This is a genomic window from Neisseria bergeri, from assembly GCA_003044455.1.
Lineage (GTDB): Bacteria > Pseudomonadota > Gammaproteobacteria > Burkholderiales > Neisseriaceae > Neisseria > Neisseria bergeri.
Genome location: POWY01000007.1, coordinates 1 through 19,310, shown reverse-complemented (window position 1 = coordinate 19,310; position 19,310 = coordinate 1). Strand labels below are relative to the sequence as shown.

Genomic DNA, 19,310 nt, shown 5'->3' with positions numbered 1-19,310 from the left:
TTATGAAAATTTATAATTTAGATAATATTATAACTTCATCAGCATTGAGTCTGTATAAATCCACTTGGGTTAAGTTAGATTTAATATCTTGTGCTAAATTTATCATAGAAGGAACGGATTTTACTTTTGATTGGGATGAAGGAATTGAAAATTGGATAGTTTTTTTTCATAAAAACAAAGTTATTGGTTATTTGTGTGCAAAATTACCTTTTGCTATATTAGACAACGAACAATTAAAAAATCAGCTATATCACAAATATCCTCATGTATTAACCTTACAAATTAAAAATATTGAAACTGAAAAAATATCTTTAAATGTAAACATTTGTAGATTAACGTTATGCCCATCATTTCATGATGAACATGATACGCTTGTTTGTTCAGTGCAAGATTTTTATGTAAATACTGTTTAACTAGCAAGCGCAGGCTGGATTAAAACCTAATTCATTGATAAAAAACATAAAACAAGCATCCTGAAATTTTTCAGGCTGCTTTTTTGTTGGGTTTGGTAACCCAATCTACTCGCTGAAAATTAGCAGAGGACGTAAATGGCTATTTATGACTTAAACGAAATCGTAACCCGTGCCGCATTAGGTATATATAAAGGAAAATGGCGAAACATGGATTTTGAGCAAGTTCTACAAAACATTGTTCAGCAACCGTAGGTCGGATTCTCGAATCCGACATTTTTCAACAGCGGCATTTCGGAAACGATAGACGCGTCAAATATTTTTGTCGGATACAAGTATCCGACCTACATCTCTGCGCAGCAAACTCTACAAGGTATTAATAATTCAGGAAAATTAAGTCCGGAAGCACAGCTTGCTGTCGCGAGCCCATTACAGGACAGTGCTTTTGCGGTAAAAGACGGCATCAATTCCGCCAGACAATGGGCTGATGCCCATCCGAATATAACTGCAACAGCCCAAACTGCCCTTGCCGTAGCAGAGGCCGCAGGTACGGTTTGGCGCGGTAAAAAAGTAGAACTTAACCCGACTAAATGGGATTGGGTTAAAAATACCGGCTATAAAAAACCTGCTGCCCGCCATATGCAGACTTTAGATGGGGAGATGGCCGGGGGAAACAAATCATTAAAAATAGGGACACAATCTGTTGAAAAATCAACCGGTCGTACAATACCTAATAATTTAAAGGAACAATTAGCAATGGAAGAAGTTAAGGCAAACCCACAGGGCAAGACTCCTGCGAGAATACCTCCTATGTCCGATACTAAAAATGGTTGGTTAGCAAAAGACGGTTGGGTTAAGCGTGTTCAAAACGTAAACAAAATTGAGATACATTACATTGAAAACACAAGAACCGGTGAAAAAACAGATTTTAAGTTTAAGGATTAGTCATGTTTTTAGATGATGTAAATGTTTTTTTAGATGATTTAAATACTAATCCAATCACTGACGAATGGTATATGTCCAATTTTGCCGATAAACATATTAAAATTTTGGAAAGTTACGAAGCCTTTGATATTCTAAAACAATTTGTTGATTACATGATTGAAGAATATGATGAAAAATCAGAATATGAAATCATGGAAATATTGAGACAATTAAAATATCAAGCAGATACCAACGAAAAATTTTATACAAATACACAGAAACAGAAAATTGTAGAATTATATAAACAAGAAATTAGTCAGGATATTTTAAATGAAATCTTTAGATAAACTATCAATATAGAAGGAAATCCTTGGAAAAAATAAAATGATAATCGAACACAATGGAAATATACATAAAATAGCCAGAATGACTGGAAATAAAAATAATTTTTTAGAAATAATCCTATCAGATATTCATGAAAATATAAAAATCAAACCATTAACTATAAAAGCAAAAGGAGAGAATGTTATAAATATCCTTCCTGAGGAAGTTAGTTTTTATGTAAAACAAAGTGTTGATTTAATTTATGAGAAATATAAACGGAAATTCTTTATCTCCGAAATTTCTTTTTGCCAATCAGATAGCCGGCCTTCAAGTATCTACGCTTTTCTTACATTTCACTTGCTTGAAGATATTATTAAAAATGAACCCCCATCCAACTACACCTGACTGGTTAATAGCAGGTATGAACCGTGTATTCATATCAATATAAGATTAATTACGGCAGAATTTGATGAAATTAGACAAAAACTTATCGTAAGATTTTATTTAGAGCCGTAGGTCGGATTCTCGAATCCGACATTTTCCAACAGCGTTTTTTCGGAAACGATAGACGCGTCAAATATTTTTGTCGGATACAAATATCTGACCCACATCTCTGCGATGGGGTACCTGTATCAGTGAAGGGAAATTTTGTTGATGGTAAATTTCGCATTGGTACGGCAACAATGAAATCATTTTAAATTGAGCTAGAAATGAACCTAGAAAATTATGAAAACATTTTAATAAAATTACTTTTTCATCATAACAACTTAGTAAATGAATATTCTTATTTTATTGAAAATAAAAATTTATTTAAAATAGTATCTCGAACTAAAACGAGTAAGGGCTTTTTTTCACTATAGAAAAACCATTAAATTTTCTAAGCAAAAAAACTTATTTTGAGTTTAATTTTAAATATTTACACTCAGGGAAAGAACGCTTTGGTTCGTTTATGTGCTGGATAAATACTAATTTAATGGAATTTGAGGGGTTTTTTTTAACGACCTGCTCCCTGATAATATGATAATAAATAACTTTTTTGAAATAAATGATTAACGATACACCAATAAACCAATAAAAATTGGTGGGCTAACCGTATGGATGATATTCGCGGCATCATCCAAAGTGAGGTTAATCCTTTAATTTACAAGGTAAGCAAGCAAAAGATTATTTACAACAACAAACTCATATCAAGAACTTAGACAAATGAATGAACACAACCTGTTAATTTTCTGTTTAAAAGACAATGTTTTAATTAGTGAATATACTGAAATGATTGATTGGACTTACAAAAACATTCAATCTGAAACAGTTGTAGAAATTACGGAAAATCAAATTATTGAATATCAAAATCGTGGATTATGGAGGCTTGTTTCTGAAATTACCGATAATTGGTTATTTGGACCAAGTGAGGGGGATTGGCTAATAGATAAGGAAAGTATTTTGGCTGTAAAAGAAAAATTACAAAATTCAGATTTTTCTACAGAGTCCTTAGTGAAAAATATTATTCATGTACTTGAATATGCTATAAAAAATGAAAAAACAGTAATTTTCCATTTTTGAAACTAATCTAATTTTTAGTAATATTGATGCAGAGCAAGCAGCATTAGATGCCGCAAACATGGGGAGAAGCTATTCAATTTAGAATTAAAAAACAAAGTGAAAATGAACTAGCACTACCAAATTGGTCTACCCAGTTTCCTAATGGTAGTATTTATGATACTAAAGTAACGAAATGATTATTCAAAATGAATTTAATTTATATCCTAGTAATATGCTTCCTGAAGGGTTTTGTTATCCTGAAAAGTATGTTCGTATCTCTAACGATACATCTTTAATACCTTATATTCAGCCACATAATTTTCACTGGTGGTTTGAGAATTATGGAACAGAAGGGGCAGAAGTAGCTTATATATTTAGAAATTCTATCCTGCCTGATTTAAATCTTATCCCATTCGCTAGTAATGGAGAATGGGAAGCTTATTTTGATGGTAATGATGTAACAGGAAATCCTAGGGTTATTGTCATTAATTTAGATAATATAGAAAACCATGAATTTTTTAATAGTTTTGAAGAGTGGCTTGAATTAACAATTAAGGATACTTGGTAAGCAGCTATCTATAAAAGAGATGGGACCATCCTGGATAACTAGGATAAACTCGATTTTACTAATTGTTTTAAAATGGAAATTTGAACTTTTATCTCACTGTTGTTAAAACGCCATTCGTACTCCTTTAAATACAGCTCAAAATGCTCTTTGGGAATTAGGCTGCGGTATTTTTATTAACGCCTACTAACTCTGCTGCTGTTTTTGCAGTTACACCTGCGACAAATAGCCCAATGAGTTTATTTTGTTTATACTGGCTTAGACAACTTTTTCTCATAGGGATAATTCTCACTTAATTTGAATTTCCCTAGTTATCTAGGACAGCCCCAAAATTAATCATAGATTATTTGTCCCTAACTGGCAACTTCCTGAAAAATAGTAGATAGAGATTAACATGTTAAATGAAATTCTTGAAATTTATTCGAGACAAGGGGAATCTTTGATAGGAATTGGAATTAAAGAAGCCGCATTACCCGTCCCCACTGCAATAGATATATTAAATTTATTTATCAATGAGAGAATACTTGTATTGGGGGGAGATATTTATATCAAGAAAGATAATTATTTTTATCAAACATATGATAATTGGTATTGCGAGGGAAGTAATTTATTTAACAGTATCGACAAAGCAATGCATTATTTATCTCAAATAAAATTAGAGAATGCATACGTGTCTTTTGTTTTGAAATTTATCTAACAAAGGATCTAATGGCGTGAAAATAGATATTCGTCCCAATGGAGAAGTGATAAGAACCCAAAGAGTATGAAGAACTGATGGAGTGCAAGGAAAATATCCGCAACGACAAGATGATGAAGGTAATCCATTGCCAAATAATAATCATCATTCTGGATATTTTGCAAAATGAAAAAACCATTTTTTACAATGTAGATCCATATGAAATAATCTTTGCCGAAAATGGAAATACCATTACATTGTCTTTTACAGATAAAATTGAAGGTAATTATTTCGAAAGGTCAAGCTTACGTTGGGAATAAATTAAAATAATAGGAAATCTTATGAAATTAATTAGTTTTAATAAAAATCAAGTTGCCGTTAATTTTAATAGAAATGAATTATATATTATTCAAGCAATTATGGGGGAAATTTATTCAGAGGTATGTGTAGATCATAGAGATTTCGAGATAATTCATGGTATTGAAAAAGACGAAGTATTGCTTTTAGATAAGCAACTTAAAGAATTATATGATACTTTGAATAAACTCTAAGCAGCATTTTGTTGATGGTAAATTCCGCATTGGTATAGCAGCAATGAAACCATTTTCAGACTTGGTATCCTTAATCAGGATATGACCTAAAAACTCTGCCGTGGTTTCCACATTCCGTCCGCAATATCCGTGCCTGATTTCAGTTATAACAGGCAGCCGGGTATTCATACCCGGCTCTTACCGTTCGTCGTTCCCGTTTTCAGACGGCCTCCTCTTTTTTAATCTTGTATTTACTCATCTGAAAACTCATCTTCATGCCGCAAGCTGCGGATAAAGGTTTCAAAATCGGGGGCGAGTTCGACGATTTCAAAATCCGATTCTTGTTCGACAAACACCACTTTCGGCTCGCCGTCTTTTCCACACTCTCGGTAGTCCAAGGCAAACAGGGCATGACCGCCTGACGGGTCGTTGGCAAAATACACGCCGATGGGCGGATACTCCCATTCTTCCAGCCAAAGTTTTTGCCCTGTTTCGCCGCACAGGCTTCCTTCTTTTTCAAAACCGATTCCTGATACCTCGCAAATTTGCACATGATTGCCTGCCCACGAATTTCTCTGCGTGGTCGGAAAGCAGTTTTTGACAAATATTCCGCCGTTTTGTACTGCCATCAATGCAATAAAACTTTGCGGCAATTTATAGCCTAGCTCACTTTCTACGGCAGCCAAAATTTCAGGGGTAAACGGGGCTTCTTTGTAGTTTTCATCTGCCCAACTATTAGTTTCCCACACAGAGGACAAATCAAAATCTTTAAAAACTTGGGACATAATGTTCTTCCTTATTGATTTCAGTGATAACAGAGGGTAGGTATTCATACCCGGCTTTTACCGTCCGTCATTCCTGTGCAGGCGGGAATCTAGGACGTGGAATCTAAAGAAACCTTTTATCCGATAAGTTTCCGTGCCGAAAGGTCTGGATTCCCGCCTGCGCGGGAATGGCGGCGGCGGTTGCGGCAAAATTACCCTTCCCGTTTTCAGACGGCCTTTTGTCTTGTCCTTACTACGTTTTTTTGCCGTAGGTCAGATTCTTGAATCCGACATTTCCAACAGCGGTGTTTCGGAAACAATAGACGCGTCAAATGTTTTTGTCGGATACGAATATCCGGCCTGCATTTCAAATTTATATCGCTTCCAATTTCGCAAACTTGGTATCCAGCTCTTTCACGCCTTGTTTGCCGAAGTTGATGGTTAGTCGGGCGGATTCGCCTTTGTCCACGGCATCGATGATGACGCCGGTGCCGAATTTGGCGTGGCGGACATTTTGGCCGATGCGGAAGCCTGCGTAGGTTTGCGGCTGTTTGTAGTCGTCGATGATTTTGTCCCGTTGTACGGTGGTTTGGCACGGGCTGCCGTAGCTGTCGTAGGCGGTTTTTTTGACGGACAGGTAGTGCAATACTTCGGGCGGGATTTCTTCAACGAAGCGGGAGACGATGCCGAATTGAGTTTGTCCGTGCAGCATGCGTTGCTGTGCCATGGTGATGTAGAGGCGTTTGCGGGCGCGGGTGATGGCGACGTACATGAGGCGGCGTTCTTCTTCGAGGCCGCCGCGTTCGGCGAGGCTCATTTCGCTGGGGAAACGCCCCTCTTCCATACCGGTGAGGAAGACGGCGTTAAATTCCAAGCCTTTGGCGGCGTGGACGGTCATCAGTTGGACGGCTTTTTCGCCTGCGCCTGCTTGGTTTTCGCCGGATTCGAGGGCGGCGTTGCTGAGGAAGGCGAGGATGGGGAAGGCGGGGTCGTCTGAAATGTTGTCGGGCAGGATTTCGAAGTTGCTGTCTTCGGGTTTGAACTCGATGGCGGCGTTGACGAGTTCGTCGAGGTTGTCGAGACGGTCTTGGTTGTCGCCTTTTTGGGTGCGGTAGTGTTCGGTCAGGCCGCTGTCTTTGAGGATGCCGACGATGATTTCGGACAGGGGCATTTGTCCGACTTGGTTGCGCAGGGCTTCGATGAGGCGGACGAAGGCGGCGACTTTGGCGGCTTTTGCGCCGGCGTTGCAGGCTGCCTGCCAGAGGGTGATGCCTTGTTCGTTTGAGGCCGTCTGAAGGTTTTCGATGGTGCGTGCGCCGATGCCGCGCGGCGGGAAGTTGATGACGCGCAAGAGGGCGTTGTCGTCGTCGGGGTTGACGGCAAGGCGCAGGTAGGCGAGCGCGTGTTTGATTTCTTGGCGTTCGTAAAAGCGCAGGCCGCCGTAGATTTTGTAGGGGATGCCGCTGCGGAACAGGCTTTGTTCGATGATGCGGGATTGGGCGTTGCTGCGGTAAAGGACGGCGATTTCGTCCAAATCCCAGCCTTCGCGTTCGAGGGCTTTGATTTCGTCAACGATGAATTGGGCTTCTTCGAGGTCGGTAAAGGCGGAGTAGTAGCGGATTTTGTCGCCTGCTTCGGCGTCGGTGCGCAGGTTTTTGCCGAGGCGTTCGTCGTTGTTTTCGATAACGGCGTTGGCGGCGGAGAGGATGTTGCCGACGGAGCGGTAGTTTTGTTCGAGTTTGACGGGTGCGTCGATGTGGAACTCTTCCATCAGCGCAGTCATATTGCCGACGTTCGCGCCACGGAAGCGATAAATACTTTGGTCGTCGTCGCCGACGGCAAACACTGCCGTGTTACCGCCCGCCATGAGTTTGAGCCACGCGTATTGCAGTTTGTTGGTGTCTTGGAACTCGTCGACCAGAATGTGGTTGAAGCGGTTTTGGTAGTGCCGGCGCAGGATCTCGTTGTTTTGCAGCATTTCGTAGCTGCGGAGCATGAGTTCGGCAAAATCGACCACGCCTTCGCGTTGGCAGATTTTGTCGTATTCGGCGTAGCACTCAATCATGCGGCGCGTGTGCGGATCGGGCGCGCTCAACACGGAAGCGCGCAAACCGGATTCTTTTTGCGCGTTGATAAAGCCTTGCAATGAACGCGGCGCGATGATTTCTTCGGCGATGTTGAGGCTTTTGAGCAGGCGTTTGATGAGGGAAAGCTGGTCGCCGCTGTCGAGGATTTGAAAGGAAGAGGGCAGGCCGGCGTCGCGGTGGTGCAGGCGCAAAAAGCGGTGGCACAAGCCGTGGAACGTGCCGAGCCACATGGCGCGGACGTTGACGGGAATCATCGCGCCCAAACGGGTTTGCATTTCTTTGGCGGCTTTGTTGGTAAACGTTACCGCCATAATGCTGTGTACGCTGGCTTGCCCACTTTGCAAAAGCCATGCGATGCGCGTGGTCAGTACGCGCGTTTTGCCGCTGCCCGCGCCTGCCAAAACGAGGGCGGATTGCGGCGGCCAGGTTACGGCGGAGAGTTGTTCGGGGTTTAAGCCTTGCAGGAGGTTGGGGGCTGATTGGTCGGGAAACATAGGGATGCCGTCTGAAAAGTGGAATGCGCTATTTTAATAGAAACGGAAGGATGACGTTTGAAAACAAAACAGAAACTGTACGATGGCGGCCGACGGCGGCATAGGGCGGGTCGCCGACATTATCTGAGTTGCAGCAGGTCTTTTCTAACCAGTTCTTCCAAAGGCATACCCAACGCATCGGCAATCTGACCCATCACATCAATGGAAACCGCACGGCTGCCGCGTTCTATTTCGCTGATATAGGTTTTGCTTACGCGCGCACTGAAAGCCAACTCTTCTTGAGAAAGCTCTTTCAAACGCCTGACCTGCCTCATATTTTGGGCGAAGATAAGGCGGTAGGGGTTTGGGGTGGTCGGTTTTTCCATGCAGGGAGTATGGAAAAATCCCAATATTCAAACAATAAACTATAGCTTGTTAAAATAAAACTATAGTTGAATAAATTTGTAAAATGAAATAATATTTCAAATGCAGCACATCAAAATTTTTTAAATTTTATTCAGAAAGGTAAAAAACGAGAGTGAACTGTATTGCTTTGATGTCGGTATCGGCAGCCCTCTTGGCTGCCTGCGCCACACCTTATATATAGTGGATTAAATTTAAATCAGGACAAGGCGACGAAGCCGCAGACAGTACAGATAGTACGGCAAGGCGAGGCAACGCCGTACTGGTTTAAATTTAATCCACTATATATTGGCATAAGGACGGGGTCTCCAAGCAAGAGGCACTCGACCAATTGGGCTACTGCCGCAAGGATGTCGATGCAAACCGTTTGGAAAAACAGAAAGCCGCCAAGCTGGTTTTCTACTGCATGAAAGCCAACGGTTACAGCCTGATGAGGGGATACCGTTAAGCAGGTTAAAGACCGCCTGACGACGGTTGGCACGCGGCCGGACGTGGGGAAGCCTTATATATTGCACCCAGCCAAAGGGGCGCATTACTTTTTTCCCCGCAAATCCTGAAAACAAGGCGGTATCCGGATGGGTTTCAATCCCGCAACGGCGAGGAAAATATTTTGTATCCGATAGGGCGGTTTGCCGCCCGAACTTAGGAATAACCGCCTTGCAATAGCCGGAATCGTACCGATTGTTCAAACACCGCCGGAACAAACGGCTGCGTTTCAAAATAGTGCCGCGAAACAGGCTGGGGCGGATAAAGTTGTTTTAGTCCGAAAAATTAACAGACCATATTTTAATAGTGTTTATAGATATAATTATCTTCAATATATTCAATATGATAACTTTCTTCCCAACCGAAAAATAATTGTCTTTTCCCTTTGCAGATAATTGAAATCGACAGATTACTAAAACACAACCAATTAAAATATCTTCAAATGATGGCAAAATGCGTATCCGGCATTTCAGACCGGCAAATCCGCACCATCTGAAAACGCAGCCGTAACCCGATGCCGTCTGAAACCCGGATTATCGGGCTTCAGACGGCATGGGTCGGGTTTTGGGTTTCAACCGTCGCGTGCAACTAAATAGGCATCCAGGCTGCGGCTTGCCGGTACCGATTTTGTGATAGCGCAAAAACAATTGGAAAAACAGTTAAAATTAAGACATTTTCCAATGCCTGCAAAAATTCCGTATCAAAACATAACCACTGCACACAAGCTGATATAAATAATGATTTCAAAGCAATAGAAATGAGAAATCCAACCTTATCCAAATTTTCGTTATCGTCCCAAAATATGTTTATCAACGGATACCATAAACATTTTGTCATTAACTTAGACATCCCAAAAATTGGAACATATAAGGTAAGCGTAATAAACCATACAAAAATATTAGCGTATCCGCCAGTCATTGAGATTTCAGGAAAATACATTCCAATATATTTGGTTTGACTCAAATAAAGCCGATTTGTACCAAAAGGGTCGTTGAATAAAATCGGCATAGGAGAAAATTCCAAAATAATCAAATAAGTAAGTGTATAAAAAGACACTTCGCCAATAAATTTTTTTACTTCATAGCTCCTCTGGGCTTTTATATCATTAGGATAAAACGACGTATCTTGAACAGGTATCCGATCAGAATTTCCAGATACCCATTCTTGACATTTATATCTGGATTTTTTCCATAAACCGGTAAATATACCTACAATAATAACTGTAACAATACCGCAAACAATATTTAATACTATTGATTTCCAATCATTTGAATCAAGTATTTTACTTCCTTAAATTTTGATAAATCAAAACGTAACAGTTCAATACTTGTGCATTCTCAATGCGCCTCTTCCCAATTCTCCCCTACGCCAACCTCAGCCACCAGCGGTACATCCAATAATCCGCCGTCCACTTTCGCCATAATCTGCGGCAGTTTTTCTTTGACAAAATCCAGTTCGGTTTCACCGACTTCCAGCACCAGTTCGTCATGCACCTGCATGACCAGTTTGCTGCCGATGCCGTCTGAAAGCCAGTTTCGCACGTCTATCATGGCGCGTTTGATGAGGTCGGAGGCGGTGCCTTGCATGGGGGCGTTGATGGCGGCGCGTTCGGCTCCGGCGCGGGCGTTGGCGTTTTTGTTGCGGATGTCGGGCAGGTAGAGGCGGCGGCCGAACAGGGTTTCGACAAAGCCTTGCGCGGCGGCTTGTTCTTTGGTGCGCTGCATGTATTCGGCGACGCTGGGATAGCGGGCGAAGTAGCGGTCGATAAAGTTTTTGGCGGAGATGTTGTCTATGCCCAGCGATTTGGCAAGGCCGTATTGGCCCATGCCGTAAATCAGGCCGAAGTTGATGGTTTTGGCGTAGCGGCGTTGTTCGGGCGAGACGCTTTCGGGGGTGATGCCGAATACTTCGGCGGCGGTGCGGCGGTGTACGTCTTCGCCGTTTTGGAACGCGGCGATGAGGGTTTTGTCGCCGGAGAGGTGCGCCATGATGCGCAGCTCGATTTGGGAGTAGTCGGCGGAAACGATGACGCTGCCTTGCGGTGCGGTGAAGGCGCGGCGGACTTTTCTGCCTTCGGCGGTGCGGATGGGGATGTTTTGCAGGTTGGGGTTGTTGCTGGCGAGGCGGCCGGTAATGGCGACGGCTTGGGCGTAAGTAGTATGCACGCGGCCGTCTTTGGGGGAAATCATTTCGGGCAATTTGTCGGTGTAGGTGGATTTGAGTTTCGCCAGGCTGCGGTTTTGCAGGATGATTTTGGGCAGGGGGTAGTCGGGCGCGAGCTGTTCGAGCACGGCTTCGTTGGTGGAAATACCGCCTTTGGCGGTTTTTTTCAGACCTTTGGTGGGGATGCCCATTTTGTCAAACAGGATTTCTTGGAGCTGTTTGGGCGAGTTGAGGTTGAACGGCTGGCCTGCGGCGGCATAGGCTTCTTGTTCGAGCTTCATCAACTCGGCGCCGAGTTCGGCACTTTGGCGGGCGAGTTCGGCGCGGTCGATTTGTACGCCGTTGCGTTCCATTTCAAACAATACCTGCGCGACGGGCAGCTCCATTTTTTCATACATTTCAAGCTGTTTCTCGTCCATTTGCGCGCGCAGGTGCGCTTCGAGGCGCAGGGCGAAATCGGCGTCTTTGGCGGCGTATTCGGTCGCCTGCCCGATGGCGACATCGGCAAAACCGATTTGCTTCGCGCCTTTGCCGCACAGCGATTCGTAGGTAATGGTTTCCAAGCCGAGCCAGCGTTCGGACAATTCGTCCAAACCGTGTCCGAGATGGCTCTCGATGATGTAGGAAGCGAGCATCGCGTCGCCGGCAATGCCGTTCAGGGCGATGCCGTAGTTAGCGAAAACGTGTTGGTCGTATTTGAGGTTTTGCCCGATTTTTTTCAGGGCGGGATTTTCCAAATGCGGTTTCAGACGGCCTAATACGTCTTGCAAATCAAGCTGTTCGGGCGCGGCGGTCAGGCTGTGTCCTATGGGGATGTAAACCGCCTCCCCTGCTTGGAACGCGATGCTGATGCCGACCAGCGCGGCGTTCATCGCGTCTAGGGACGTGGTTTCCGTGTCGATGCCGATTTTGTCCGCCTGCGACAGTTTGTCCAACAAGGCGGCAAACTGTACTTCGGTGGTAACGGCTTGATAATCCAGCTTTTCGGGGGCTGGGGCATGTTCTATGATTTTTTCAGACGACGTTTCCATGTCCAACGCCGCCTGTTCGCCTATCGTATCACTGCCGAACAAATCGCCGTCCGCCGCTTCGTGCATACGGCTTTCCGCCTCTTTCAACCAAGTGCGGAAACCCCAGCGTTTGAAATCGACAACCAGTTGCGCCCATTTAGGCGTAGTGCGGCGCAGGCTTTCGAGGCCGTCTGAAAGCTCGGCGTGCAAATCCACATCAGTTTTAATTGTTACCAAGTCATACGACAGCGGCAGTTGTTCCAAAGCGGCTTGCAGGTTTTCGCCGACCTTACCCTTGACTTCGCCAGCGTGTTCCATCACACCGGCCAGCGAGCCGTAGGCTTCCAGCCATTTCACCGCCGTTTTCGGGCCGCACTTCTCCACGCCCGGCACATTGTCCACCTTGTCACCCATCAGCGCGAGATAATCGCGGATTTGGTCGGGGCGCACGCCGAATTTTTCTTTCACGCCTTCAATGTCCAGCGTTTCACCGCTCATCGTATTCACCAGCGTCACGCGCTCGTTCACCAACTGAGCCATGTCCTTATCGCCGGTGGACACCACCACGTTCCACCCTGCTTCACTGGCCATCGCCGCCAACGTGCCGATAACGTCGTCCGCTTCCACCTGCGGAATAACCAACACCGGCCAGCCCATCAGGCGCACCAAATCCGGCAAGGCTTCCGCCTGCGGGCGCAAATCGTCCGGCATCGGCGGGCGCGTCGCCTTATAGTCGGGGAACATCTCGTGGCGGAAATTCTTACCTTTCGCATCAAACACCACCGCGCAATAATCGTGCACATAATCCGCACGCAGCCGGCGCAACATATTCAACACACCATACATCGCCCCCGTCGGCGCACCGTCAGGCGCGGACAATTGCGCCATCGCGTGATAAGCGCGGTAGAGATAAGAAGAGCCGTCAACGAGGAGAAGGGTGTGAATGGTTGCCATGATAGTATCTGCTGATGAGAAAATAAAAATGACCTAATTATAAGGGATAATCAAAATGCCGTCTGAAAGCCCATTTCAGACGGCATTTGAATCTAGCCTGCCTTATCTGCCCAAATATTTTGCCCAATTGAGATACAGCCGGGCAATATTTTCTTCATAGCTGTGGGCAGAAGGAATATAACCGTCTTTAGGCGGCATATATCTGACAAATGATTCCATTTCTTCCGGGTAATCAAAATCTGCATAAATTTTTTCAACTTCCCCCAAAGGATCCTCAAATTCTTCTGTTCTATGGAATACATCGCTTAAGAGGACGTACAGCCAATTTTTAGGGGAATAGCCACTCATTTCCGAAGCCAAATCTTCCAGAACAGGTTTTAATTCAAGAATATTGGATTTGTTGATTAAAGATAGCTTGAACACGCGTTCATCATGATCTGAAAGCGTCATTTTTCGGGCATAAGCTACTACATCAGCCCAACCCAAGTATTTACTCTCATATCCCCACAGAATATCCTTCCAAGAAAGGCGGACTTTTTGCGCGGTTAAATCAAGGTTCATTTTTTACTCCGGTTGCCTGCTCCGTGTTCACGCGTCGGTTTGCCCGCCCCGTCATTCCGCCCCTTTCGATTATGCCTGTTACGAAAAGTCTTCCAAATGACGGCTGATTGCCTCTTCAACAGTCGGATACCAATCCATAAATGAAGCCTGCAATTCCTCTAAAACCAACTCATTGAATAAATCATCCAAATTCCGCCAATCCGTTTTTTCATCCGGATAGATGAAATTTGCCATAACGACAGTATGTTTGTTTTGGGAATAATCCGATAAGGCGCAAATCATCAGATACCGCCCCGAATGCTCCAGATAAAAAATTCTTTTTTCCAAGGGAAACCGTTTATTCCGTTGCCCGTTTTCCATTTTTCATCCTTTTTAACGTATCGGCTTCCGCGTCCTTCAAATTGGATTACCTGCCTTCCGCCAAGCAAACGCCCGCGCCCTTTTCATCATTTGAATATCCGTTTGACCATATTTATCAGATAACTATCTTCTTTATATAAATCAATCAGCAAAGGCACGATACCCGGCTCATAAAATAATTCTGTCGTATCAGATGTTTCTTTTAAAGCGGAAATTATCTCCAACAGTTCATACCCGTATCGGGGATAAGCAAACAAATAGGGGGCTGCTTCACGCAAACATGAAAATGCTTCGTAACTTTGCATTTTCCATATATGTTCATCTTTAAAATCGCTCAAATACCATTCATCCAATTCACTTTCCGGATCGGATATCAATCGGATAAATTCATTTAGTTCGTCCTTAAACATATCGAATCCTTAAACATAAAACCTCTTGATTATCCGCCGTATCCTTATTTTCCACATCATGAATTTCAATGCCGTTAATATTTTGCGTTTCCCCAAGCCGTCCGCCACAGTATAAAATTATTTTTTATATTAATTATATGTTTAACAACTTGCCGCCGGGCTTGCTTTGGCTGCGTATCAAGATTGTCCGGTTCGCGGCGGGCGTTTGCTTTGTTTCAAACAGGGCGGCGCGTTTGGGATTTTCAAGGGACGACAGGCAGGAAAAGGAAATAAAAATGCCGTCTGAACGGCAAAACGTGCGTTCAGACGGCATTTTGGGCGGGACGCGTCATCGCGCCAACGCCTTCAAACATTCTTTGACCAATGCCGGACCTTTGTATATCAATCCGCTGTACACTTGGACGGCAGTTGCGCCCAAACGGATTTTCTCTGCCGCGTCCCTGCCTTCCATAATGCCGCCTACGCCGATAATCGGCAGCTTGCCGTCGATGTGGTCTGCCAACAGCTTCAACACCCGATTACTTTTTTCATGAACGGGCAGCCCGCTCAAACCGCCTTGTTCGCCTGCGAGCGGATGACTGCCGAGACTTGATTTGTCGATGGTGGTGTTGGTAGCGATGATGCCGTCCATTTCGACGGATTTGACAACGTGGGCGATATCTTCGATTTGTGCTTCATCCAAATCGGGGGCGATTTTGACGGCGAGCGGAACGTATTTCCCATGTACAGAGGCAAGCTGTGCCTGTTTGTTTTTCAAAGCCTCAAGCAACGCGCCCAATTCGCCGCCACCTTGCAGCGCGCGGAGGTTTTTGGTGTTGGGCGAGGAAATGTTGACGGTGATGTAGTTTGCGTGCGCGTAGGCTTTTTCGAGGCAGATTAAATAATCGTCGGCGGCGTTTTCGATGGGCGTAACCGCGTTTTTGCCGATGTTGATGCCCAATACGCCACTGAATTTACTTTTTTCGATGTTGCGTATCATCGCGTCGATGCCGTGGTTGTTGAAACCCATGCGGTTAATGATGCCTTGGTGTTCGGGAACGCGAAAGAGACGCGGCTGCGGGTTGCCCGGCTGCGGTTTGGGCGTTACCGTGCCGATTTCGAGGAAGCCGAAACCGAGTGCGCCCAATGCGTCTATGTATTCGCCGTTTTTATCGAGTCCGGCGGCAAGTCCGACAGGGTTGGGCAAATCCATGCCCATCAGTTTTACAGGTTTGGTACGGTTGTCGGTTACGGGAATCAGACCCAATTTATAAACCGTGTTGAGCGCGTCGAGCGTGAAGTGGTGGGCTTTTTCGGCATCGAGTGCAAACAGGATGCGGCGGGCAAGTGGATACATGACAGGGCTTTCTGCTTCAGATGGAAATGCCGTCATTTTAACCGAAATCCCGCCAAACATACGGCACACAGGTCAAACTTGAACGGCAAAACCCGCCAAACCCGCCGCACCCAAAAATGTACAAATCGGCAAATATTGATATAATAGGCATTAGATAGAAAACTCTATTAAAAGTCGGTACAATACCACCGATTTATTTCCCTTAAACAACCTGCCGCAAGGCATAAAGGAACGACTGACATGTCAAACATCGAACAACAAGTTAAGAAAATTGTTGCTGAACAACTGGGCGTAAACGAAGCCGACGTGAAAAACGAATCTTCCTTCCAAGACGACTTGGGCGCAGATTCTTTGGACACCGTGGAGCTGGTTATGGCTTTGGAAGAAGCATTCGGTTGCGAAATCCCCGACGAAGATGCCGAAAAAATCACCACCGTCCAACTGGCTATCGACTACATCAATGCCCACAACGGCTAACCGGTCGTCGCCCGACACAACAGCCTCTGCTGCACCGCGCAATAGAGGCTTTTCCCTTATATGGCAAACTGTTTGAACCCCTGCCGCAAATTTCAGACGGCATCTGCACGACAGCCGCATATGCCCCCATTCCGACAACCAACAGCGAGGTTATCATGAGTCAGAGAAGAGTAGTCATTACAGGCTTAGGTCAGGTTTCCCCTGTCGGCAACACTGTCGCCGAGGCTTGGGACAACCTGCTCGCCGGCAAAAGCGGCATCGGCGCGATTACCCGCTTTGACGCATCCGACATCAACAGCCGTGTCGCCGGCGAAGTGCGCGGTTTCGACATCGGACAATACATCAGCGCGAAAGAAGCACGCCGCATGGACGTATTTATCCACTACGGCATTGCCGCCGCATTGCAGGCAATTGCCGATTCGGGCTTGGACGATGTGGAAAACCTCGATACAGACCGCGTCGGCGTGAACATCGGTTCCGGCATCGGCGGACTGCCCAGCATCGAGGCCACCGGCAAAGCCGTAATCGAAGGCGGCGCGCGCAAAATCAACCCTTTCTTTATCCCCGGTTCGCTGATCAACCTGATTTCCGGACATGTTACCATCCTCAAAGGCTACCGCGGCCCCAGCTATGGGATGGTTTCCGCCTGTACCACCGGCGCGCACGCCATCGGCGACTCCGCCCGACTGATTAAATACGGCGACGCTGACGTGATGATTGCAGGCGGTGCCGAAGGCGCAATCAGCACTTTGGGCGTGGGCGGCTTCGCGGCGATGAAAGCCCTCTCCACCCGCAACGACGACCCCGCCGCCGCTTCCCGCCCGTGGGACAAAGGCCGCGACGGCTTCGTCATCGGCGAAGGCGCGGGCGTATTGGTGTTAGAAGAATTGGAACACGCCAAAAAACGCGGCGCGAAAATCTACGCCGAAATCGTCGGCTTCGGCATGAGTTCCGATGCCTACCACATTACCGCGCCGAACGAAGAAGGCCCCGCCCTTGCCGTTATCCGCGCGCTGAAAGATGCCGGACTGAATCCCGAAGACGTAGATTACGTCAACGCACACGGCACGTCCACCCCCTTGGGCGATGCCAACGAAACCAAAGCCCTCAAACGCGCGTTCGGCGAACACGCCTACAAAACCGTCGTCAGCTCGACCAAATCGATGACCGGCCACCTGCTCGGCGCGGCGGGCGGCGTGGAGGCGGTGTACAGCATTTTGGCGATACATGACGGCAAAATCCCGCCGACCATCAACATTTTTGAACAAGACGTTGAAGCCGGTTGCGATTTGGACTACTGCGCCAACGAAGCACGCGACGCGGAAATCGACGTTGCCATCTCCAACTCCTTCGGCTTCGGCGGCACCAACGGCACGCTGGTGTTCAAACGCTTCAAAGGCTGATTCCGCAAAGCTGCCGCCGACATCGAAATGCCGTCTGAAACCGTTTCAGACGGCATTTTCAAAACACCCCGCCCGTTACCGGCACTTCGCGGCACACAAGGCAGCCTTATAATACGCAGGCAAACCCAAGCCTTGCCGGATTGCAGGATGAAACCCTGCCGTAGCAGACCGCATTTCCAATCCTATATTCAAGGTATCCGCCTTATGAAAATCGTCTTTATCACCACAGTCGCATCCAGCATTTACGGTTTCCGCGCCCCCGTCATTAAAAAATTAATCGGCAAAAACCATCAGGTGTATGCCTTTGTATCGGAGTTTTCCGATAACGATTTGGATATTATCAGGGAAATGGGGGTTACACCCGTTACCTACCGGTCAAACCGCAGCGGGCTGAACCCGTTTTCCGATATAAAATCCACCTTCCTCATATTTAAAGAACTCAAAAAAATATCGCCGGATTTGGTTTTCCCTTATTTCGCAAAACCCGTGATTTTCGGCACTTTTGCCGCAAAACTGGCAGGCGTGCCCAGAATCGTCGGGATGCTGGAAGGTTTGGGATTCGCATTTACCCCGCAGCCGGAAGGCATACCGTTAAAAACAAAAATCATAAAGGGGATTTTGATTGCCTTGTACCGCATTGCCCTGCCGATGTTGGAAAGCCTGATTGTATTAAACCCCGACGACAAAGACGAACTGACGGACAAATACGGCATCAAAATAAAAAACATCCATATTTTGGGCGGAATCGGTCTGGATTCGCGGCAATATCCTTATTCCGAGGCGGATATTCCCGATGAAAAAGAACCCGTAAAATTTCTCTTTATCGACAGATTTCTGAAAGAAAAAGGGATTGATGATTTTATTCGGGCGGCGGAACAGGTTAAGGACAAATACCCCGATACGGTTTTTACCGCTTTGGGCGCAATCGACAAATCACGCGGGGGGGGCGATTTGGAACGGCTTGCCGCCCGCGATATTATCCGTTTCCCCGGTTTTGTAAACAATGTTTCCGAAGTGATAAAAGAACATCATATATTCGTATTGCCGTCTTATTATAGGGAAGGCGTTCCCCGAAGCACTCAGGAGGCAATGGCCGTCGGCAGGGCAGTGATTACGACGGATGTCCCCGGATGCAGGGAAACGGTCGCCGACAAGGTCAACGGCTTCCTGATCGAACCTTGGAATCCCCGCATCTTGGCCGAAAAAATGATTTATTTTATCGAAAACAGGGAAGCCGTCCGCCTGATGGGGAATGCAAGTTATGCGATTGCCAAAGATAAATTCGATGCCGAAAAAGTCGATTTGAAATTGCTCGATATTTTGAAGGCGTAAACAAGGCTGCCGGCTTTTGAGTTTCGGTCATTTCTGATAAACCCCCGCCATTCCCGCGAAACCCCCGTTATTCCCGCGAAAGCGGGAATCTGGAAACTTAACG

At 45.8% G+C, this 19,310-nt stretch carries 22 protein-coding genes and 6 pseudogenes; 16 read left to right on the top strand and 12 right to left on the bottom strand.

Annotated elements, in window-relative coordinates:
- Positions 1-2 precede the first annotated feature (2 nt).
- The 10 genes and pseudogenes from DBY86_RS07840 to DBY86_RS07805 all read left to right on the top strand — a co-directional run bounded on the left by DBY86_RS07840 (position 3) and on the right by DBY86_RS07805 (position 3,765).
- On the top strand, positions 3-413 hold the full coding sequence (locus DBY86_RS07840) for a hypothetical protein (protein WP_002224186.1): 411 nt from the start codon (positions 3-5) through the stop codon (positions 411-413).
- 339 nt (positions 414-752) lie between these two features.
- A pseudogene (locus DBY86_RS13080) lies at positions 753-1,097 on the top strand (MafB family polymorphic toxin); the annotation flags it as partial.
- Positions 1,071-1,355 carry a hypothetical protein gene (locus tag DBY86_RS13075; RefSeq protein ID WP_228372610.1) on the top strand — a complete coding sequence of 95 codons (285 nt, stop codon included), beginning with the start codon at positions 1,071-1,073 and terminating at the stop codon, positions 1,353-1,355. The pseudogene DBY86_RS13080 and the gene DBY86_RS13075, both read left to right, overlap by 27 nt.
- 2 nt (positions 1,356-1,357) lie before the next feature.
- Complete coding sequence (locus DBY86_RS07830) at positions 1,358-1,681, top strand: hypothetical protein (protein WP_002224708.1); 324 nt, start codon at positions 1,358-1,360, stop codon at positions 1,679-1,681.
- Between the two features lie 37 nt (positions 1,682-1,718).
- Entirely contained in the window at positions 1,719-2,063 is a 345-nt protein-coding gene (locus DBY86_RS07825; RefSeq protein WP_107819558.1) for a hypothetical protein, read from the top strand.
- A gap of 305 nt (positions 2,064-2,368) precedes the next feature.
- A pseudogene (locus DBY86_RS07820) lies at positions 2,369-2,711 on the top strand (hypothetical protein).
- Positions 2,712-2,796: 85 nt separating this feature from the next.
- Positions 2,797-2,865: pseudogene (locus DBY86_RS14150) on the top strand (MafB protein); the annotation flags it as partial.
- The gene (locus DBY86_RS07815) at positions 2,862-3,218 is read left to right on the top strand and encodes a DMP12 family DNA mimic protein (protein WP_107819557.1); all 357 of its coding nucleotides are present in this window, start codon (positions 2,862-2,864) and stop codon (positions 3,216-3,218) included. The pseudogene DBY86_RS14150 and the gene DBY86_RS07815, both read left to right, overlap by 4 nt.
- Before the next feature lie 47 nt (positions 3,219-3,265).
- A complete protein-coding gene (locus DBY86_RS13975; protein WP_107819556.1) occupies positions 3,266-3,394 on the top strand; it encodes a hypothetical protein in 129 nt (42 codons plus the stop codon).
- Entirely contained in the window at positions 3,391-3,765 is a 375-nt protein-coding gene (locus DBY86_RS07805) for an SMI1/KNR4 family protein (protein WP_107819555.1), read from the top strand. The genes DBY86_RS13975 and DBY86_RS07805 overlap by 4 nt, the downstream gene beginning before the upstream one ends.
- A 38-nt stretch (positions 3,766-3,803) precedes the next feature.
- Here the strand turns inward: DBY86_RS07805 and DBY86_RS14145 are convergent.
- Positions 3,804-3,920 (bottom strand): annotated as a pseudogene (locus tag DBY86_RS14145) (IS1595 family transposase); the annotation flags it as partial.
- A 2-nt stretch (positions 3,921-3,922) separates the two neighbouring features.
- A pseudogene (locus tag DBY86_RS14140) lies at positions 3,923-4,039 on the bottom strand (IS1595 family transposase); the annotation flags it as partial.
- 117 nt (positions 4,040-4,156) lie between these two features.
- Between DBY86_RS14140 and imm40 the strand changes: the two are divergent.
- The gene (gene imm40, locus DBY86_RS07795) at positions 4,157-4,459 is read left to right on the top strand and encodes an Imm40 family immunity protein (protein WP_107819554.1); all 303 of its coding nucleotides are present in this window, start codon (positions 4,157-4,159) and stop codon (positions 4,457-4,459) included.
- A 320-nt stretch (positions 4,460-4,779) separates the two neighbouring features.
- Complete coding sequence (locus tag DBY86_RS07785; protein WP_107819552.1) at positions 4,780-4,989, top strand: hypothetical protein; 210 nt, start codon at positions 4,780-4,782, stop codon at positions 4,987-4,989.
- Between the two features lie 230 nt (positions 4,990-5,219).
- Here DBY86_RS07785 and DBY86_RS07780 read toward each other — a convergent pair whose 3' ends face one another.
- From DBY86_RS07780 to DBY86_RS07765, 3 genes are all read right to left on the bottom strand, one after another.
- On the bottom strand, positions 5,220-5,753 hold the full coding sequence (locus DBY86_RS07780; RefSeq protein WP_107819551.1) for an SMI1/KNR4 family protein: 534 nt from the start codon (positions 5,751-5,753) through the stop codon (positions 5,220-5,222).
- A gap of 352 nt (positions 5,754-6,105) precedes the next feature.
- Positions 6,106-8,313: a DNA helicase II gene (gene uvrD, locus DBY86_RS07770; protein ID WP_107819550.1), complete on the bottom strand. Its 2,208-nt coding sequence runs from the start codon at positions 8,311-8,313 to the stop codon at positions 6,106-6,108.
- 119 nt (positions 8,314-8,432) lie between these two features.
- A complete protein-coding gene (locus DBY86_RS07765) occupies positions 8,433-8,678 on the bottom strand; it encodes a helix-turn-helix domain-containing protein (RefSeq protein WP_107819549.1) in 246 nt (81 codons plus the stop codon).
- Between the two features lie 216 nt (positions 8,679-8,894).
- On the opposite strand from DBY86_RS07765, the pseudogene DBY86_RS13070 reads away from it, so the two are divergent.
- Positions 8,895-9,005: pseudogene (locus DBY86_RS13070) on the top strand (IS5/IS1182 family transposase); the annotation flags it as partial.
- Between the two features lie 784 nt (positions 9,006-9,789).
- Here DBY86_RS13070 and DBY86_RS07760 read toward each other — a convergent pair.
- From DBY86_RS07760 to DBY86_RS07730, 7 genes are all read right to left on the bottom strand, one after another.
- Positions 9,790-10,209 carry a hypothetical protein gene (locus DBY86_RS07760; protein WP_107819548.1) on the bottom strand — a complete coding sequence of 140 codons (420 nt, stop codon included), beginning with the start codon at positions 10,207-10,209 and terminating at the stop codon, positions 9,790-9,792.
- A 329-nt stretch (positions 10,210-10,538) separates the two neighbouring features.
- On the bottom strand, positions 10,539-13,328 hold the full coding sequence (polA, locus tag DBY86_RS07755; protein ID WP_107819547.1) for a DNA polymerase I: 2,790 nt from the start codon (positions 13,326-13,328) through the stop codon (positions 10,539-10,541).
- Between the two features lie 102 nt (positions 13,329-13,430).
- Positions 13,431-13,889, bottom strand: a complete 459-nt coding sequence (locus tag DBY86_RS07750) for a DUF2247 family protein (RefSeq protein WP_107819546.1) — start codon at positions 13,887-13,889, stop codon at positions 13,431-13,433.
- A gap of 78 nt (positions 13,890-13,967) precedes the next feature.
- Complete coding sequence (locus DBY86_RS07745) at positions 13,968-14,249, bottom strand: hypothetical protein (RefSeq protein WP_061386569.1); 282 nt, start codon at positions 14,247-14,249, stop codon at positions 13,968-13,970.
- Between the two features lie 86 nt (positions 14,250-14,335).
- The gene (locus DBY86_RS07740) at positions 14,336-14,659 is read right to left on the bottom strand and encodes a hypothetical protein (protein WP_061386568.1); all 324 of its coding nucleotides are present in this window, start codon (positions 14,657-14,659) and stop codon (positions 14,336-14,338) included.
- A 133-nt stretch (positions 14,660-14,792) separates the two neighbouring features.
- Positions 14,793-14,972, bottom strand: coding sequence for a hypothetical protein (locus DBY86_RS07735; protein WP_061386567.1), 180 nt, complete (start codon positions 14,970-14,972; stop codon positions 14,793-14,795).
- Between the two features lie 15 nt (positions 14,973-14,987).
- Positions 14,988-15,995, bottom strand: a complete 1,008-nt coding sequence (locus tag DBY86_RS07730) for a quinone-dependent dihydroorotate dehydrogenase (RefSeq protein WP_061386566.1) — start codon at positions 15,993-15,995, stop codon at positions 14,988-14,990.
- A 240-nt stretch (positions 15,996-16,235) separates the two neighbouring features.
- Between DBY86_RS07730 and acpP the strand changes: the two genes are divergently transcribed.
- The 3 genes from acpP to DBY86_RS07715 all read left to right on the top strand — a co-directional run bounded on the left by acpP (position 16,236) and on the right by DBY86_RS07715 (position 19,207).
- The gene (gene acpP, locus DBY86_RS07725) at positions 16,236-16,472 is read left to right on the top strand and encodes an acyl carrier protein (RefSeq protein WP_002215574.1); all 237 of its coding nucleotides are present in this window, start codon (positions 16,236-16,238) and stop codon (positions 16,470-16,472) included.
- 155 nt (positions 16,473-16,627) lie between these two features.
- Complete coding sequence (gene fabF / locus DBY86_RS07720) at positions 16,628-17,875, top strand: beta-ketoacyl-ACP synthase II (RefSeq protein ID WP_061386565.1); 1,248 nt, start codon at positions 16,628-16,630, stop codon at positions 17,873-17,875.
- Between the two features lie 204 nt (positions 17,876-18,079).
- Positions 18,080-19,207, top strand: coding sequence for a glycosyltransferase family 4 protein (locus DBY86_RS07715; protein ID WP_107819545.1), 1,128 nt, complete (start codon positions 18,080-18,082; stop codon positions 19,205-19,207).
- Positions 19,208-19,310: the final 103 nt, after the last annotated feature.

Bases quoted from the DNA above. Each gene is read 5' to 3' on its own strand.
- DBY86_RS07840 (WP_002224186.1), top strand. From the start codon at position 3: ATGAAAATTTATAATTTAGATAATATTATAACTTCATCAGCATTGAGT.
- DBY86_RS13075 (WP_228372610.1), top strand. From the start codon at position 1,071: ATGGCCGGGGGAAACAAATCATTAAAAATAGGGACACAATCTGTTGAA.
- DBY86_RS07830 (WP_002224708.1), top strand. From the start codon at position 1,358: ATGTTTTTAGATGATGTAAATGTTTTTTTAGATGATTTAAATACTAAT.
- DBY86_RS07825 (WP_107819558.1), top strand. From the start codon at position 1,719: ATGATAATCGAACACAATGGAAATATACATAAAATAGCCAGAATGACT.
- DBY86_RS07815 (WP_107819557.1), top strand. From the start codon at position 2,862: ATGAATGAACACAACCTGTTAATTTTCTGTTTAAAAGACAATGTTTTA.
- DBY86_RS13975 (WP_107819556.1), top strand. From the start codon at position 3,266: ATGCCGCAAACATGGGGAGAAGCTATTCAATTTAGAATTAAAAAACAA.
- DBY86_RS07805 (WP_107819555.1), top strand. From the start codon at position 3,391: ATGATTATTCAAAATGAATTTAATTTATATCCTAGTAATATGCTTCCT.
- imm40 (WP_107819554.1), top strand. From the start codon at position 4,157: ATGTTAAATGAAATTCTTGAAATTTATTCGAGACAAGGGGAATCTTTG.
- DBY86_RS07785 (WP_107819552.1), top strand. From the start codon at position 4,780: ATGAAATTAATTAGTTTTAATAAAAATCAAGTTGCCGTTAATTTTAAT.
- DBY86_RS07780 (WP_107819551.1), bottom strand. From the start codon at position 5,753: ATGTCCCAAGTTTTTAAAGATTTTGATTTGTCCTCTGTGTGGGAAACT.
- uvrD (WP_107819550.1), bottom strand. From the start codon at position 8,313: ATGTTTCCCGACCAATCAGCCCCCAACCTCCTGCAAGGCTTAAACCCC.
- DBY86_RS07765 (WP_107819549.1), bottom strand. From the start codon at position 8,678: ATGGAAAAACCGACCACCCCAAACCCCTACCGCCTTATCTTCGCCCAA.
- DBY86_RS07760 (WP_107819548.1), bottom strand. From the start codon at position 10,209: ATGCCGATTTTATTCAACGACCCTTTTGGTACAAATCGGCTTTATTTG.
- polA (WP_107819547.1), bottom strand. From the start codon at position 13,328: ATGGCAACCATTCACACCCTTCTCCTCGTTGACGGCTCTTCTTATCTC.
- DBY86_RS07750 (WP_107819546.1), bottom strand. From the start codon at position 13,889: ATGAACCTTGATTTAACCGCGCAAAAAGTCCGCCTTTCTTGGAAGGAT.
- DBY86_RS07745 (WP_061386569.1), bottom strand. From the start codon at position 14,249: ATGGAAAACGGGCAACGGAATAAACGGTTTCCCTTGGAAAAAAGAATT.
- DBY86_RS07740 (WP_061386568.1), bottom strand. From the start codon at position 14,659: ATGTTTAAGGACGAACTAAATGAATTTATCCGATTGATATCCGATCCG.
- DBY86_RS07735 (WP_061386567.1), bottom strand. From the start codon at position 14,972: ATGCCGTCTGAACGCACGTTTTGCCGTTCAGACGGCATTTTTATTTCC.
- DBY86_RS07730 (WP_061386566.1), bottom strand. From the start codon at position 15,995: ATGTATCCACTTGCCCGCCGCATCCTGTTTGCACTCGATGCCGAAAAA.
- acpP (WP_002215574.1), top strand. From the start codon at position 16,236: ATGTCAAACATCGAACAACAAGTTAAGAAAATTGTTGCTGAACAACTG.
- fabF (WP_061386565.1), top strand. From the start codon at position 16,628: ATGAGTCAGAGAAGAGTAGTCATTACAGGCTTAGGTCAGGTTTCCCCT.
- DBY86_RS07715 (WP_107819545.1), top strand. From the start codon at position 18,080: ATGAAAATCGTCTTTATCACCACAGTCGCATCCAGCATTTACGGTTTC.